This is a genomic window from Micromonospora inaquosa (assembly GCF_003857055.1).
Classification (GTDB): domain Bacteria; phylum Actinomycetota; class Actinomycetes; order Mycobacteriales; family Micromonosporaceae; genus Micromonospora; species Micromonospora inaquosa.
Window position 1 is genome coordinate 1 of record NZ_QGSZ01000198.1, and the last position, 13858, is coordinate 13858.

Genomic DNA, 13858 nt, shown 5'->3' on the forward strand with positions numbered 1-13858 from the left:
CACCGGAGCAGGCAGAACCCGATGGACGATGCGCTGGAAACCCGCGTTGAACGCCTTCGCCATCACCTTCAGCGACCGCTTCCCGGCCGCTGAAACCTACTAACCAAGATCGCCGGAAACACCTTTAACGAGACAGCCCCAGGCGGACGGTTCGCACCCTGGAGGCGACCTGCTGGATCGGCGGTCTGGCCACCGGCTAGGGACGGTGACGTTTCGAGTAGACCGATACAGATTCGGACGAGGGTCCTGACGAGCCAGTTGAAGGGAATGTCGATGTCATCCTGTTGGTCGTCCGCCGTCGTGTACCAGGCGGTGTACGTCTCTAAAACCGCGTGTTCGGCGACGTCGACCGAGCCGAGCAGATGATATGCGAGGTTCGTGAGGAGGCGTCGTTCGGCGACGACGACACAGAACGCGCTGGGTAGCGCGTTTGACCGAAGTGGCCGGAGGGGTTCGGGAACCATCGGCTCTCCCAGTGGTTGACGCGGAAGGTTCAGTGGGTGGCCCGAGCGGAGGCGAGGCCGCGCCGAGCCGCCGAACGGTCGCGTAGCGCCGTCAGCAAGATGATGAACAGGCCGATGAGCGCCACGGCGGCGTTTGCGGTGGTGAGGAGGATCGCCTCACCTACGGTCGCCCCCTGCAGGTTCGTGAGGTGATAGAAGAAATGGGGCAGCGCGAAGACCGAATAGGCGGCAGCGGCAGGGATGACGAAGTGAGCCTTGGGTTTGACCGCCGCGATGCCCAGCAGCAGGGCGATCGCCAGTGAGGCCGTACCGAAGTCCCGCGCATAGTGCTCGCTGAACGGCGGCGTGAGATCCACGGTCGGGAAGTTCGCGTAGAAGCTGGCCGGCCAGATCGCATTCCAGGCTCCGACCACGAAATTGTCGAGAAACAAGATCACCAGTGCGATGCGGATGATGGCGGTCATGATCGTCGCTCCTTGCGCTGTCCCGGCTCGGCGTCCGAGGTGTCGTCCTTGACCCGCCACCCGGCGTAGCTGGACATATCAGGAGCCCGCCGGTGGTGGGCGAGTGTCACCAGGTACGGACCGAGCAGGTCTCCGATTCGTGACACACGGCCCGGCCGCGACCTCCGCTGTCACAAATCGGGGGGCCGCTCGGTCCAGTTCGCAGACGCCACGGTCGTTCGCGGCGGAGGGGAGCACGCCATGAAGAGAAGCGTTGCGGCGCGCGTGACGGACACGTCAGACACCGGTTGGGCGGCTCGCATTCGTCGTCGCGTCGGATTGATCGTCGCGGTCGCGCTTGCTGCCGGTTCTCCGCTGGCGGTCACGCCCGCGCCCGCGTTCGCGCACGGCGCGACGCATTCGATCACGCCGACCGCCGGTGCGGTGCTCGCGAAGGCCCCGCAACGGGTCGAGGTGGTGTTCGCCGCCGAGATCACGTCCGACAGCAGTGCCACAGTGACGGACCACACGGGGACGGATTGGGCAGACGGTCCACCGGTTATCCACGGAGCGACGCTGCGCCACCAGGTGAGAGCGGATATGCCTGACGGCTGGTACGAGATCAGTTGGCGAGCGACCTTCACCGACGGACACCCGGTAGCCGGCACGGCGGAGTTCACTGTGGGAGCGGAAGCTGCGGCGGCCGCCGCGTCGAATCCGTTTCGGGCCCGTCTCACGCACAGCGGAGTCGTGGCGTTGTACGCCGCCTCGGGTGTAGCAGTACTGGCTCTCCTACTCGCGATCATGACGCTTTCGCGCGGTGTTTACTCCGCCAGCAAGGCGGCCTCGGGTGAGCGCTCCACCGGTTAGGGCGATCCGTCACAGTTTAAGTATCAGTGAGCAGTCCTGAGAGGTAGAACCAACAGTGACATCACAGCAGTTAACTTTCCTCTCACCCCGGTGCCCGGTCCGGACGACGCACCCCTGCGGCGTTACGGCGTACACGAATCGGGAGGTGGCTCAGTGCGGATCGCGGTAGCTGGCGGGACCGGCTGGGTCGGACGTCTCGTCGTCAACGCCGTACGGGCTGCCGGCCACGAGCCGGTCCTGCTGGCCCGCTCCACAGGTGTGGACCTGATCCGCGGTTCCGGGCTGGACGAGGCGCTGAACGGCGTAACGGTCGTGATCGACGTCAGCAACGTGTCGACGATCAGCCGCAAGAAATCGGAGAACTTCTTTGGCACGGCGACAGGTAACCTGCTCGCCGCAGGCCAGCGCGGCGGGGTGCGGCACCACGTGGCGCTGTCGGTTGTCGGCGCCGACCGGGTGAACTGGGGCTACTACGCGGGCAAACGACGCCAGGAGGCGCTCGTCCTGGACGGTGCGGTACCTGCGACGGTGCTCCGCTCGACGCAGTTCTACGAGTTGGCCGCGCAGATGCTCGCCACCATTCCCGGACCGATTGCAGTGGTGCCCCAGATGCTCATCCAGCCGATCGCGGCCCACGAAGTCGCCAACTGTCTCGTCGACCTCGCCCTAGCAGACCCGGCCGGCCGGGCGCCCGACATCGCCGGTCCACAACAGCTGCGCATGTCGGACATGGCCCGCCGCCTGCTACGCGCGCGTGGAAGTCACCGCCTTGTCCTGCCTATCCGCCTTCCCGGGGCGACCGGTCGAGCCATGGCCGGACACGGCCTGCTGCCCACCGGCCCCGGTCCCCGGGGCACACAAACCTTCGACCAGTGGCTAGTCAGCCAGGCAGCGCAGAACACCAACGGGCGGACCCAGTGAACGAAGGCCAGCCACCCATCCCCACCCCACCGCGGGCAACGTCACCAGACGGACGAGACTCGGCGCTGACCGCGCTGATCCGGATCGCCCTCGCCGTCCTCTTTCTCGACGAACTCGTTGTCGGGTTCTGGAGCCAGGTCTTTCCCGAAAGCTTCTACAACCACTTCCCGACCGTCTCTCTCACCCCGCCGTTCAGCGAGCACTACGCGCGAGACTTCGGCGGAGCCACCCTCGGCCTGGCCGTCGTCCTCGGCATAGCGCTCGTCGCACCTCGAGCCGCATTCACCATTCCCGCGGCGGCGGCCTTCTCCACCTTCGCCATACCCCACTTCTTCTTCCACCTGACCCATCTCCAGCACGCCAGCCACGGCGAGGCGGTGTACCTCACGACGGCCAATGCCGTCGTCGCCCTGCTCGGCCTTCTCGTCATCGCGCTGACGCTCATCCGTGACGCCAGACATCGCTCGACTCAGGGCGACGCCGCCAGCGGATAACCACAGCTGACTGGACGCGGTCGGCTGCGACGGGCCGTCCGGCGTCGAGCACGGCAGATCTTGCCGACAAGCGGAGCTTGGCGCGCTCCGAATTCCACCGGCAGGACAGCCCGATGGAACAGGTGATGGGGGACGAGCAACCAGGCGGGTTACTCAGGGCACCCCGGGAACGACAACCGGTAGCGCTCCCAGAGCTGTTCTTCGACCTGGCATTCGTCTCGCCCTAACTGTCCCGGAAGCTGGTCGACGATCTGACCTGGACAGGGGCCTACCAGACCGGCGTGCGGCTGCACGTGTCGGTAATAGCTTGCTGCCACGGCGGGGGATGTCGGGGACAGCGCTGTCGCTGACGGTCGGCGCCAGGCGGGTCTGTGTCGATCTTTCGGCCCATGGTCACCCTTCCGCACCGTGCGGCGCGCGTTTCGCTGCGGAGATGTTCACCAGTCCCGCAGGGCGGACACGTCAACTCGGATCGCTCGGGGACGTCTACCATAGACAATGGTGCTGGTTCGCCGTGGCCTGAACTGGTCGCGGCGTCGTAAGAGGGAACCTGGTGCGATACCAGGACTGCCCCGCAGCGGTGAGTGGGAACGACCGCCGTCATCAAGCACTGGACCGCGAGGTCCGGGAAGCGACGGCCAGTAGGCGACCGTTCAGGTCACGCCCACGAGTCCGAAGACCTGCCAGCGCTGCGTACACCGCCTGGTGTGCGCCGCCGATGGTCTCTCGGGACGGCCGGGGCGGGAGCCGGTGCGTCGCCGTACCTCTTCCTCCCCTGCTGTCGCGTGGGTCCTCGGACACTTCGAGGGAAGGCTCCCATGAGCACTGCATTCGGTCAGAGCACCGTCCTGGGCTATCCGCGTATCGGCGGCAACCGTGAGCTGAAGAAGGCCGTCGAGGCCTACTGGGCGGGCAGCATCGACGCCGACGAGTTGGCGACGACTGCCGCCGGACTACGGGTCGAGGTGTGGCGGGCGCTGCGCGACGCGGGACTGGACGCGATTCCGTCCAACACGTTCTCCTACTACGACCACGTGCTGGACACCGCCGTGGCTGTCGGCGCGGTCCCGCAGCGCTTCGCCCATCTCGGCCTCTCTGAGCTGAACACCTATTTCGCGATGGCTCGTGGCGTTGACGCCGAACCCGCGCTGGAGCTCACCAAGTGGTTCGACACGAACTACCACTATCTGGTCCCCGAGATCGACGACGACACCGTCTTCGCCGCGAATCCGGTCAAAGCCCTGCGGGAGTACCGCGAAGCGCGTGAGGTGGGTATCGAGACCCGGCCGGTGCTGGTCGGCCCCGCCACGTTCCTGCTGCTGGCCAAGCCGTCGGTGCCAGGTCGCGATCCGATCGACCGGTTGCCGGACCTCATCGACGTGTATGCCGACATTTTGCGGGCCCTCGCCGCTGACGGAGTGCAGTGGGTTCAGCTCGACGAGCCGGCCTATGTCACGGACCGAACCGCAGCGGAGATAGACGCGCTCCGCGAGGCGTACAACCGTCTGTGCGCTGTCCAGCAGCGGCCGAAGATTTTCGTCGCCACCTACTTCGCGACACTCGACGACGCGCTTCCTGCCCTGCTGAACACGCCGGTCGAGGCGATCGGTCTGGACCTGGTCGCCGGGCCTGGCAACCTGCAGCGGCTCGCCGGCGCCGGTCAGCTACGCGGTAAGACGATCGTCGCTGGCCTCGTCGACGGCCGTAACGTGTGGCGCACCGACCTGCGTGCGGCGATCAGCGCCGGTGCCGCGGTGACAGGGCTCGCCGATCACGTCGCGGTGTCGACGTCGTGTTCGCTGCTGCACGTGCCCGTGGACCTGTCCGCCGAGACCGCGCTCGATCCGAATCTGCGCCAGCGGCTGGCGTTCGCACGGCAGAAGGTCGACGAGGTCGTCTTGCTGGGTCGAGCGCTGCGCAACGGCACCACGTCGCTACCCGCGCCGCTGCCCGCAGCCCCCGCGGCATGGTACGACGGCACCGTACGGGGCAGGCTCGCCGCGCTGCGGGCCGCCGACCGGCAGCGCGGCGGCTATCCGCAGCGGGCCGCCGCCCAGCAGGCCCGGCTGCGCCTGCCGGCGCTGCCCACGACGACGATCGGCTCGTTCCCGCAGACCGACGAACTGCGCAAGGCTCGTGCCGCGTACCGGGCCGGTCGACTCGACGAGGCCGCTTACACCGAGCGGATGCGGGCTGAGGTCGAGCGGGTCATCCGACTTCAGGAGCGGTTGGGCCTCGACGTGCTGGTGCACGGCGAGCCGGAGCGCAACGACATGGTCCAGTACTTCGGCGAGCAGCTGAGCGGGTTCGCCGCCACCGAGCACGGCTGGGTGCAGTCCTACGGCTCCCGCTGCGTACGCCCACCGATCATCTACGGCGACGTGGCGCGCAAGGCACCCATGACGGTCGAATGGTCGACCTACGCGCAGTCGTTGACCGACCGGCCGGTCAAGGGGATGCTCACCGGTCCGGTGACGATCCTGGCGTGGTCGTTCGTTCGGAGCGATCAGCCGCTCGGCGATACCGCCGACCAGGTTGCGCTCGCTCTGCGTGATGAGTGTCGTGATCTGGAAGCAGCCGGTGTCCGGGTGATCCAGGTCGATGAGCCGGCGCTGCGTGAGACACTGCCGCTGCGCGCGGCTGACCAGAAGGCTTACCTGGATTGGGCGGTCAGCGCGTTCCGCCTGGCGACCTGCGGCGTCGCTGACGACACCCAGATCCACACCCACCTGTGCTACTCGGAGTTCGGTGAGGTCATCACCGCCATCGACGCTCTCGACGCCGACGTGACGAGCATCGAGGCGTCTCGCTCGAAGATGGAGGTCCTCGACGACCTCGCCGCGACCGGTTACCGCCGCGGTGTCGGCCCTGGTGTGTGGGACATCCACTCACCGCGGGTGCCCTCGCGTGCCGAGGTTGTCGAGGCGCTGCGTTCAGCAGTGGCGGTGGTCCCTGCCGAGCGGCTGTGGGTGAACCCCGACTGCGGCCTCAAGACCCGTGGCTATGCGGAGGTGCAAGCGTCGCTCGAACATCTGGTCGCCGCCGCTGCCGAGCTTCGCCGCGGGTGACACGGCCGCCGGGTGGGATCTCGACGTGGTCCCGCCCGGCGGCACGGGCCAGATCGTGCGTGTCTGCCGCGATGAGCGGCCGCGGCGGGTGGTCCGGTGGTGCCCGAGAGGTGCTGGTCCCTGACATTTCCCGGGTCGCCGGGCTCCCTGACTGCCGCGACTGCGGCCCTCGTCGATCACCTAGACTGGCTGGCGGCGCTGGTTCGCCCGATCGTGACCGGTCGGGCGTCGTAAGAGGGAACCCGGTGGGAATCCGGGGCTGCCCCGCAGCGGTGAGTGGGAACGACAGCCGTCATCAGCACTGGGCCACTGGCCTGGGAAGCGACGGCCAGTAGGAGACCGGCGCAACCGGTCAGGCCCGCGAGTCCGAAGACCTGCCTGCGCTGCGTACACGACCGTGTGCGCTGCCGTCGGCCTCGCTGGTGGGCTGAGCGGGTGACGTGCCGTGCGCGCTGTGCGCGGCCGCGTCCTCATCAGCTTGTGCTCGCGGTTCCGGTGGTGTGGTTTCCCGAGGGACGGACTACCGCTGTGCACAACACCACAACGATCGCCGGCCGCGCGCCGTCGGCCTCACACCTGACCCTGTCGCAGATCATGGATCAGCACCACACCAACCTGATGGGTACGGTGCACGGCGGCCGGATCCTCAACCTCATCGACTCGGTCGCCGGGGTGGTCGCCGCCCGGCACTCCGACGGGCCGGCGGTGACCACGGCGATCGACGAGACCGCGTTCCTGCGCGCAGTGCGGGTCGGCGACGTCGTCCACGTCGATGCCCGGATCACCTGGGCGGGCCGCAGCTCGATGGAGGTGGCCGTGAAGGTCACCGCGGACCGGTGGGACCGGGCGGTGCCGCCCACCGACGTGGCCACCGCCCATCTGGTCATGGTCGCCATCGACGACGACGGGCAGCCCCGTGCCGTACCGCCGCTGCAACCGGAGACTGACGGGGACCGTCGTCGCTACCGGGAGGCGGAGATCCGCCGGGAACACCGGCTGGCGCTGCGGCGGGCGTTGCTCGACGGCGCCGACGAGGCCTGAGACATGTTCGGTCTCACCGTCGTGGCGCTCGCCGGCTACCTGGCCGGGATCGTCGTCCTCACGGTCACGCCCGGTCCGGACATGATGTTCGTAATAGCCAACGCCGCCCGGGCGCCGGCCGGTTGACGGACGGCCGTTGGTCGCGGCGGATCAACCGGACCTGCGCTGTGGCATTCGTCGTTCCCGGCGTACGGCTGGCGCTCGGCTCGTAGCGGTGCGGACCGCCGCCGTCGTCGCGACGTTCGAGGGGATTGGACGACGCTCGGCCGCGCCTGGTAGGCACGCAGGTGTGCGAATCGTCTCCCTGCTCCCAGCGGCCACTGACATCGTCGCCATGCTTGGCCTGACCGGGCAACTGGTCGGCCGTACGCACGAGTGCGACTGGCCACCGGGCGAGCTCGCCGACGTCCCGGAGGTGACCGCGACCAGCCTGCCCGAGACGTTGACGAGCCGGGAGATCTCGGCGGCGCTCAGCGGCGACGCGCACCGAGGGTCGTCGGTGTACCAGCTCGACGTCGCCATGCTCGATGAGGTGAAGCCGGATCTGATCCTGACCCAGGACCTGTGCGACGTGTGCGCGGTCTCCTACCAGCGGGTCAACGACGCGGTCCGGATGATCGACCTCGACACCACAGTGGTGTCCATGGAGGCGAGAACCATCGGCGGGATCCTGGACACCGTCGACGCCGTCGCCGCGCTGACTGACACGGCAGGCAGGGCAGCGGAGATCCGAGCGGACGCCGAGGGCCGCCTCGCGGCATTGCCGGGCGCGGTCAGCGGGGCGCCGACGGTGTTGTTCGTCGAGTGGCTCGATCCGCTGATGCCGGGCGGACACTGGGTGCCGGAGCAGATCACCTATGCGGGCGGGCGGTCGCTGCTGCTCGGGCCCGGCGCGCACAGCACCCCGCACCGGTGGTCGGTGGTCGCGGACCTGGCCCCCGATGTGGTGGTGTTCGGGCCGTGCGGGTTCACGCCCGAGCGCACCGTCGACGAACTGACGGTGGCAACCGGGCAACCCGGCTGGGCGGACCTGCCCGCCGTGCGCAACGGACAGGTGTGGGTGGTCGACGGGCCGGCCTACTTCAACCGGCCCGGTCCGCGGGTCGTCGACGGCGCCGAAATCCTTGCCGCCATCCTTGCCGGACGGCCCGATCCCCGCGCCCGACACGTGCCCAACTGATCCGACTGACGCCACACTCCGACCGACGATCCGTCCAAGAAGGCGTCTTACCTCGGCGCCGGCCTGGGATATCCTCCGGGGGTGACGGTGGTAGGCCTGCTCGGCAGCGTCAGCGGCACGGTCGCCGCCGACCACGGCCTGTTCCTCGTGCTCGACAAGCGCGCCGACGATATCGGCGACCCCGACTTCAGTCAGGACCGCATCTGCTGGAGCGGGCGCGACGCACTGTTTGTCGCCAGCCCGTCGAGCGCCACCTGTCGGGCGTCGGTGACCGTGCAGGCGTGGGACGGAGAACCCGCGGCCGTCGACTCCACGACGTGGCCGGATACCGACAGCACCGAGGTCACCCTGCGGACCGGCACCGTGTACCTGTCGCACCTGCTCGACATGGCCCCCGTAAGCGACCTTCTGCCGGTAGGCCCTCCCGGCCGCTACCGGGTACGCGTCGATGTCGCAGGCCGCGCCCGGACGCGAGCGCTGCTGCGCTCGCCCGACTTCGATCCGGTCAGGCGCACCGTCGGCCCCGAGCGGATAGTGATCGGTTTCTGGCCGGCCCGCTGACCGCGTTCGTCAGGCCAGGCAACGCCCGCCGGGAAACGTGCCGACAACCCGTGGGAGCCGGACACCGTTGAAGTCCACGGACCCCAGCACGCACCCGGTGCCGGCAGCGACGGCGTAGAAAACCGAGCCGGGCGACGCCGGGCCGGTCGGCTGTCCCCAGCGCACGGTCACGACGGTGAACCCGCCGTCTGTCAGCACCTGTCGGATGCGCTGCACGCCGTCCGGCCCGCTGCTGGGCGGCACGGAGCCGAGCTGCACCGGAATGCACGCCGGCGCCTGCGTTGGCGCCACAAGCCCGGTTGAGTTCGTCCTTGGTTTCCTCGGCGGCGCGCTTGGCGTCCAAGTGCTGCTGCGTGGTCAGCTAGCTGCGGTTCGTCTCATCGACGAGCGGCTGGCGGCACTGCTCGTTCTCTGCGGCTCCGATCAGGCCCAATCCCGGGCTGAGCTCGCAGTGGAAGCCGTACCGACACCGCCTGACCGTTTCACATGCCCACCCGCGCGGATCGTCGCTCCGGAGGGCACCCCGGCGGGTTGTCAGTGACTGTCGTTGACTGCCGTTGGTAGCCGACGACCGATCGCCGCTCGGTGGACGGGAAGCGCCATGGAGGCCACGTCACGGACGATGGAGTCCAGCAATCGCCTGACGCGTGGCTGGTCGCCCGAGACGAGCCGGATGTCGTCGACGATCATGGCCAGGACCGCGTCGTACGAGATGCTGCTCATCCGGGCGCGGACGGTGCCGTCGTCGTCGCGGACGGCGTAGGTGGGATCGGGGCGGGTCGCGAGCCGGCGGAGGAGGTCGTGTGCCTCCTGGACGGCCCGGACGGCGGTGGTGACGTCGTTGACTCCTGGGGACAGCGCGCGTTCGGCGATGTCGGCGAGTTGCCGGAAGCCGAATCCGAGGTCTTGGCCCGGGCTTCGTTCCACGCCGACGGTCACGCCCAGCCAGGCGCGGTCGGCCGGCACCGGGCGGGCGGCGCCACCGACGGTCTGATGCACCCGTAGCAGGGGCGCTCCCGCGACGACGAAGTCACCCGGGGTAGGGACGACGGTGATGGCACAGTCGTGCTCCCGTGCCAGCCGCCCGAGCACGACGAGATCGACGTTGCTGACCATGCCGGGTTCCGAGGCCGGCACGGTCTGTGTCACCTCTCCGGGGACAACCGCCGGTGGCTCGTCGGGTGGAGGGAGACGGGCGATCGACCGTCGGGTCTGCGCGCCGATGGAGCCGATGATGTGGGAAACCCTCATCACCGTGGTGATGTGGTGCAGGTAGTAGATGAATGTGGCGCTGCTGGCCAGGACGAGGGCTATCGACACAGCGAGGGACAGCTCCGGCAGCCTCTGGCCCTCCTGATCTGGCAGTGCGGCCAGCACCACCATCGCGAACAGGAAGGTAGCGACGAACGTGCCGAGCGTCGCCTGGATGATCCGATCCTGCAGAAAGGTCCGCAGGACGCGGGGGGAGTACTGGCTGCTGGCCAGTTGCAGGGCCACGACCGTGATGGAGAAGACCAGCGCGGTGAAGGAGATCATCGCCGTGATGATCGAGGAGAGCAGCGAGCGTGCACCGGCGGGGCCGCTGGGCACGATCCCCCCGAAGGGAAGATCCAACTGCAGCTCCAGCGCTGACAGCCCGACCGCCGCTAACACCGCACCAACCGAGAAGATCGCCGGCACCAGCCAGAAGCTCTCCCGTACCTCGGCCAGTCGCGCGGACGCGGTGCGGCGCCGCCTCACGACGCGCAGTTCTTCGTGAACACATGCTCATCGTGTCGCACGGCCGGACGTCGCGCGCATCGTCTGCCGATCTCTGCGACGCCTCCGGTATCGAGGCGGCACGCGTGCAGTCACTGGTCATCGAGCAGGTACGCAGCCCCGGGTGTGAACCGACAACCACGGGGTAGCGGCGAGGGATGGACGCGCTGCACCTCGGCTACGCCCTGGTGGGGATTCTGGGCGTGTTGTTGGCCTTCTGGTCCAGCGCCATCCGTCGGGCCCCGGTCAGTGAGCCGCTGCTCGCGTTGCTGGTGGGCGTGCTGGTCGGTCCGGTTCTCGGGCTGATCGACCTGCCGGATCACGAGGTGTCCGTGTTGACGTTGGAGGCGAGCCGGGTCCTGTTGGCCATCTCGCTGATGGCGGTCGCGCTGCGTTTTCCGCTGTCGGACTACCGGTCGGTGGTACGCCCGGTCGGCGTGCTCCTCGCCGTCGCGATGGTTGGCATGGCGGTGGTCAGCGCCGGCCTGGCAGGATTTGTCCTCGGCCTTCCCGTCGCTTTGGCGGCGCTGCTGGGCGCCTGTGTGACGCCGACGGACCCGGTCCTGGCTTCCAGCGTCGTCTCGGGAGGACCGGCGGAGCGGCAGCTGCCGGCTCGGCTACGTCAGGTGATCAGCGGTGAGTCGGGCGCGAACGACGGGCTCGCCTTCGTCTTCGTCGTGCTCGCGTTGTGCGCCGTGACCTCTGGTTCCGTCGGGGGTCGCCTTTTGGAGGCGGTGTGGGGGGTGATGGGCGCCGTGGTGGTCGGCGTGGTGGTCGGTTACACCGCCGGGCGGGCCGTCGTGGCGGCTGGGGCTCGGGAGGATGTTGACCAGGGCTCGCTGCTGGTCTTCACGGTCGTGCTCGGGGTCGCGGCACTGGGAGTCGCCAGACTGGCGCGTACCGACGGCATCCTGGCGGTCTTCGTCGCTGGTCTCGCCTACAACGCGGTGATCGGGGACCGATCTCGCGCCTCGGAGCAAAGGCTCGACGACGCGCTCACCCGCTATCTGGTGTTGCCGTTGTTCTTCCTGCTCGGGGTCGAGGTGCCGTGGCGTTGGTGGCGCGAGTCGGGCTGGCCGCTGGTGGCGTTCGTCATCGCGGTGTTGGTGCTGCGCCGGCTGCCGGTGGTGCTCGCGCTGAAGCCGGCCCTGGGGCTGTCCTGGCGCAGTGTGGTGTTCCTGGGTTGGTTCGGGCCGATCGGTGTGTCGGCACTGTTCTATCTCACCTACAGCCAGGAGGAAGGAGTCGGGGATCCTCGGCTGTGGGCCGCCGGCAGTCTGGTGGTGGTGGCGAGCACCGTGGTGCACGGTGTCACGGCGATGCCCGGTCGTCGCTGGTACGCGCACCGGGCGGAGCTGGCGACCGCTAGCGGCGGTCCGCCCGGTTGATGACAGCTTCCGGCGCCTCGGGTGTGTGGACGGTGATGTCCTGGGTCGCCGACGCCACCCGGATGCCGTTTTCGGCGAACCGGTCCAGCACCCGTCGGGTGACCTGGTCCTTGACCTGACGGGCGGCGCGGACGGGCACGACGAACCGTGCTGACAGTTCGACCCAGTTCGGGGTGGCGCGGACGAACACGCGGGCATCGACCTCTGCCTCGGCGACCGGGTAGCGGTGGCGCATCTGCGCGATGGCGTTCCGCGCCTCGGCCGTCGAGGAAATGTTCTGCGCCTCCTCGCACAGGATGCGCTCCGCGAGGTGCCAGTCCGCCTGGTAGGGGATGGGGAAGGTCAGTTCGTCCCACAGGTGGTCCAGCACGGTGCTGCTGTTGTAGACCGGTGTGCAGAACACGAAGCGGTTCGACAGGGACACCACCCGGCCGGTGTACTGGCGGCCGCGAATCCACGATTCCGGGTCGGTGGAGGATCCGCTCTCCAGGATGCGGGTGCGCAGCGGGGTGATGTCCAGGACATCGCCGCGTACCTCGCACATCTGTATCCGGTCACCGACGCGGAACTGCCGGCCGGTGAGGATGGCGATCCACCCCGCGAACGCGCCGATGACCTCCTGCAGGGCCAGCGCCAGACCGACACCGAGTAGTCCGACGACCAGGCCGATCCGGCCGGCGAACGGCCGCCACAGCAGTGCCAGCGCAAGCAGCAGCGCCACGACGGTCAGGTAGTGCACCGCCTTGCGCAGGTAGTAGCGATTGCTGGTATCGCTTACCCGCAGGGTGGCCAGACGGCCGGCGACGGCGGCGACGACGACGGCCAGCACGATCAGCACGACGCTGGTCACGAGGCGACCGCTCACGCTGCTCGTGTCCCAGAACGCCTCCAGGAACCGCTCCATGCCGCTTGCCCATCGTCCCCGGCGATCGGCCGATGCGGGTCCGTCGCGTCGTTTCCACCATAGGCGGCAGCCGACGGTGGAATCTCGCAAACGCCCGTCCCGTGGCGGGCCAGCGTCATGGGCATGTCGCCCGCTCAGCCCGGAGGGTGAGGTGACCGGCCGGTGCCTGGGTCCGCGGACCGCGACAACCCGTTCCCGCCGCGACTCGTGATCACCAGACTGTCAGCTCACGAGCGGCGAGCGCCCGACCGCCTTCGAACGCCCGGTACGGTCCCGACGGCCCGAGCCGGTAACGGTCGCCGAGTTCGCGGTGGGAGAACCGGATCACGGTGCCCTGCACGGTCACCAGCTGCGGCGGAGCAGGCACCGACGGGCCCGTCGACAGCACGAGCAGGGTGCCGTCGGTCAGATCCACGTCGCGTACGACGAACGCCGTGTCGGCGATGACCCGCTCGACGCTCGCAGTCACGGTGAGCAGGTCGCCCACCTCGGCCCGCGCGACCGTGCCTGGTGTGGTGGTGAGCGTCGGTTCGGGGCTGGGCTGCGGAGTCACGGGCCCGCTGGTGCAGCCTGCCACGAGCAGGACCACCGCTGGTAGCGCTGCCATCGAACGCACCCGGCCGTACCAGTTGCCCATTCGTGGGTCCTCCTCGCCGTCGTGGCGCTTGGTCAAGGAGTTCCCCGGAGTGTCGCGGCACGACCGCCGGATCCTGTGACGGTTAGGTGACGATTCGCGCCGTCCAGAAGTGCGTGGAGTAGCGGCTCT

14 protein-coding genes and 2 riboswitches are annotated in these 13858 nt (G+C 68.8%); of the genes, 9 read left to right on the forward strand and 5 right to left on the reverse strand.

Annotated features, from left to right (window positions below; translation table 11 throughout):
- Nucleotides 1-493: 493 nt before the first annotated feature.
- Complete coding sequence (locus tag DLJ59_RS13400; RefSeq protein ID WP_124772845.1) at nt 494-928, reverse strand: hypothetical protein; 435 nt, start codon at nt 926-928, stop codon at nt 494-496.
- Between the two features lie 240 nt (nt 929-1168).
- On the opposite strand from DLJ59_RS13400, the gene DLJ59_RS13405 reads away from it, so the two are divergent.
- The 8 genes from DLJ59_RS13405 to DLJ59_RS13445 all read left to right on the forward strand — a co-directional run bounded on the left by DLJ59_RS13405 (nt 1169) and on the right by DLJ59_RS13445 (nt 9042).
- Nucleotides 1169-1777, forward strand: coding sequence for a copper resistance CopC family protein (locus tag DLJ59_RS13405; RefSeq protein ID WP_124772846.1), 609 nt, complete (start codon nt 1169-1171; stop codon nt 1775-1777).
- 258 nt (nt 1778-2035) lie between these two features.
- Nucleotides 2036-2698 carry an SDR family oxidoreductase gene (locus DLJ59_RS13410; RefSeq protein ID WP_244235999.1) on the forward strand — a complete coding sequence of 221 codons (663 nt, stop codon included), beginning with the start codon at nt 2036-2038 and terminating at the stop codon, nt 2696-2698.
- Nucleotides 2695-3192: a hypothetical protein gene (locus DLJ59_RS13415; protein ID WP_124772848.1), complete on the forward strand. Its 498-nt coding sequence runs from the start codon at nt 2695-2697 to the stop codon at nt 3190-3192. Before DLJ59_RS13410 ends, DLJ59_RS13415 begins: the two co-directional genes overlap by 4 nt.
- Nucleotides 3193-3680: 488 nt before the next feature.
- A riboswitch (cobalamin riboswitch) is annotated at nt 3681-3894 on the forward strand.
- Nucleotides 3895-4010: 116 nt separating this feature from the next.
- Nucleotides 4011-6260: a 5-methyltetrahydropteroyltriglutamate--homocysteine S-methyltransferase gene (metE, locus tag DLJ59_RS13420; RefSeq protein WP_124772849.1), complete on the forward strand. Its 2250-nt coding sequence runs from the start codon at nt 4011-4013 to the stop codon at nt 6258-6260.
- Between the two features lie 182 nt (nt 6261-6442).
- Nucleotides 6443-6656: riboswitch (cobalamin riboswitch) on the forward strand.
- Nucleotides 6657-6854: 198 nt separating this feature from the next.
- Nucleotides 6855-7301 carry an acyl-CoA thioesterase gene (locus tag DLJ59_RS13425; RefSeq protein ID WP_425271420.1) on the forward strand — a complete coding sequence of 149 codons (447 nt, stop codon included), beginning with the start codon at nt 6855-6857 and terminating at the stop codon, nt 7299-7301.
- Nucleotides 7302-7304: 3 nt separating this feature from the next.
- Entirely contained in the window at nt 7305-7427 is a 123-nt protein-coding gene (locus DLJ59_RS37890) for a hypothetical protein (protein WP_279635747.1), read from the forward strand.
- A 163-nt stretch (nt 7428-7590) separates the two neighbouring features.
- Nucleotides 7591-8481 carry an ABC transporter substrate-binding protein gene (locus tag DLJ59_RS13440; protein ID WP_124772851.1) on the forward strand — a complete coding sequence of 297 codons (891 nt, stop codon included), beginning with the start codon at nt 7591-7593 and terminating at the stop codon, nt 8479-8481.
- Nucleotides 8482-8562: 81 nt separating this feature from the next.
- Nucleotides 8563-9042, forward strand: a complete 480-nt coding sequence (locus tag DLJ59_RS13445) for a hypothetical protein (RefSeq protein WP_124772852.1) — start codon at nt 8563-8565, stop codon at nt 9040-9042.
- A 9-nt stretch (nt 9043-9051) separates the two neighbouring features.
- Here the strand turns inward: DLJ59_RS13445 and DLJ59_RS13450 are convergent, their stop codons facing one another.
- Nucleotides 9052-9300 (reverse strand): hypothetical protein, encoded by a 249-nt coding sequence (locus tag DLJ59_RS13450; RefSeq protein ID WP_124772853.1) that lies wholly within the window; start codon nt 9298-9300, stop codon nt 9052-9054.
- 276 nt (nt 9301-9576) lie between these two features.
- The gene (locus tag DLJ59_RS13455; RefSeq protein WP_158630829.1) at nt 9577-10782 is read right to left on the reverse strand and encodes a DUF2254 domain-containing protein; all 1206 of its coding nucleotides are present in this window, start codon (nt 10780-10782) and stop codon (nt 9577-9579) included.
- Nucleotides 10783-10958: 176 nt separating this feature from the next.
- Between DLJ59_RS13455 and DLJ59_RS13460 the strand changes: the two genes are divergently transcribed.
- A complete protein-coding gene (locus DLJ59_RS13460) occupies nt 10959-12188 on the forward strand; it encodes a cation:proton antiporter domain-containing protein (protein ID WP_124772855.1) in 1230 nt (409 codons plus the stop codon).
- Here the strand turns inward: DLJ59_RS13460 and DLJ59_RS13465 are convergent.
- Together DLJ59_RS13465 and DLJ59_RS13470 are read right to left on the reverse strand one after the other, a co-directional pair.
- Nucleotides 12166-13092: a mechanosensitive ion channel family protein gene (locus DLJ59_RS13465; protein WP_124772856.1), complete on the reverse strand. Its 927-nt coding sequence runs from the start codon at nt 13090-13092 to the stop codon at nt 12166-12168. The genes DLJ59_RS13460 and DLJ59_RS13465 overlap by 23 nt on opposite strands.
- A 211-nt stretch (nt 13093-13303) precedes the next feature.
- Nucleotides 13304-13765: a hypothetical protein gene (locus DLJ59_RS13470; protein WP_124772857.1), complete on the reverse strand. Its 462-nt coding sequence runs from the start codon at nt 13763-13765 to the stop codon at nt 13304-13306.
- Between the last annotated feature and the right edge of the window lie 93 nt (nt 13766-13858).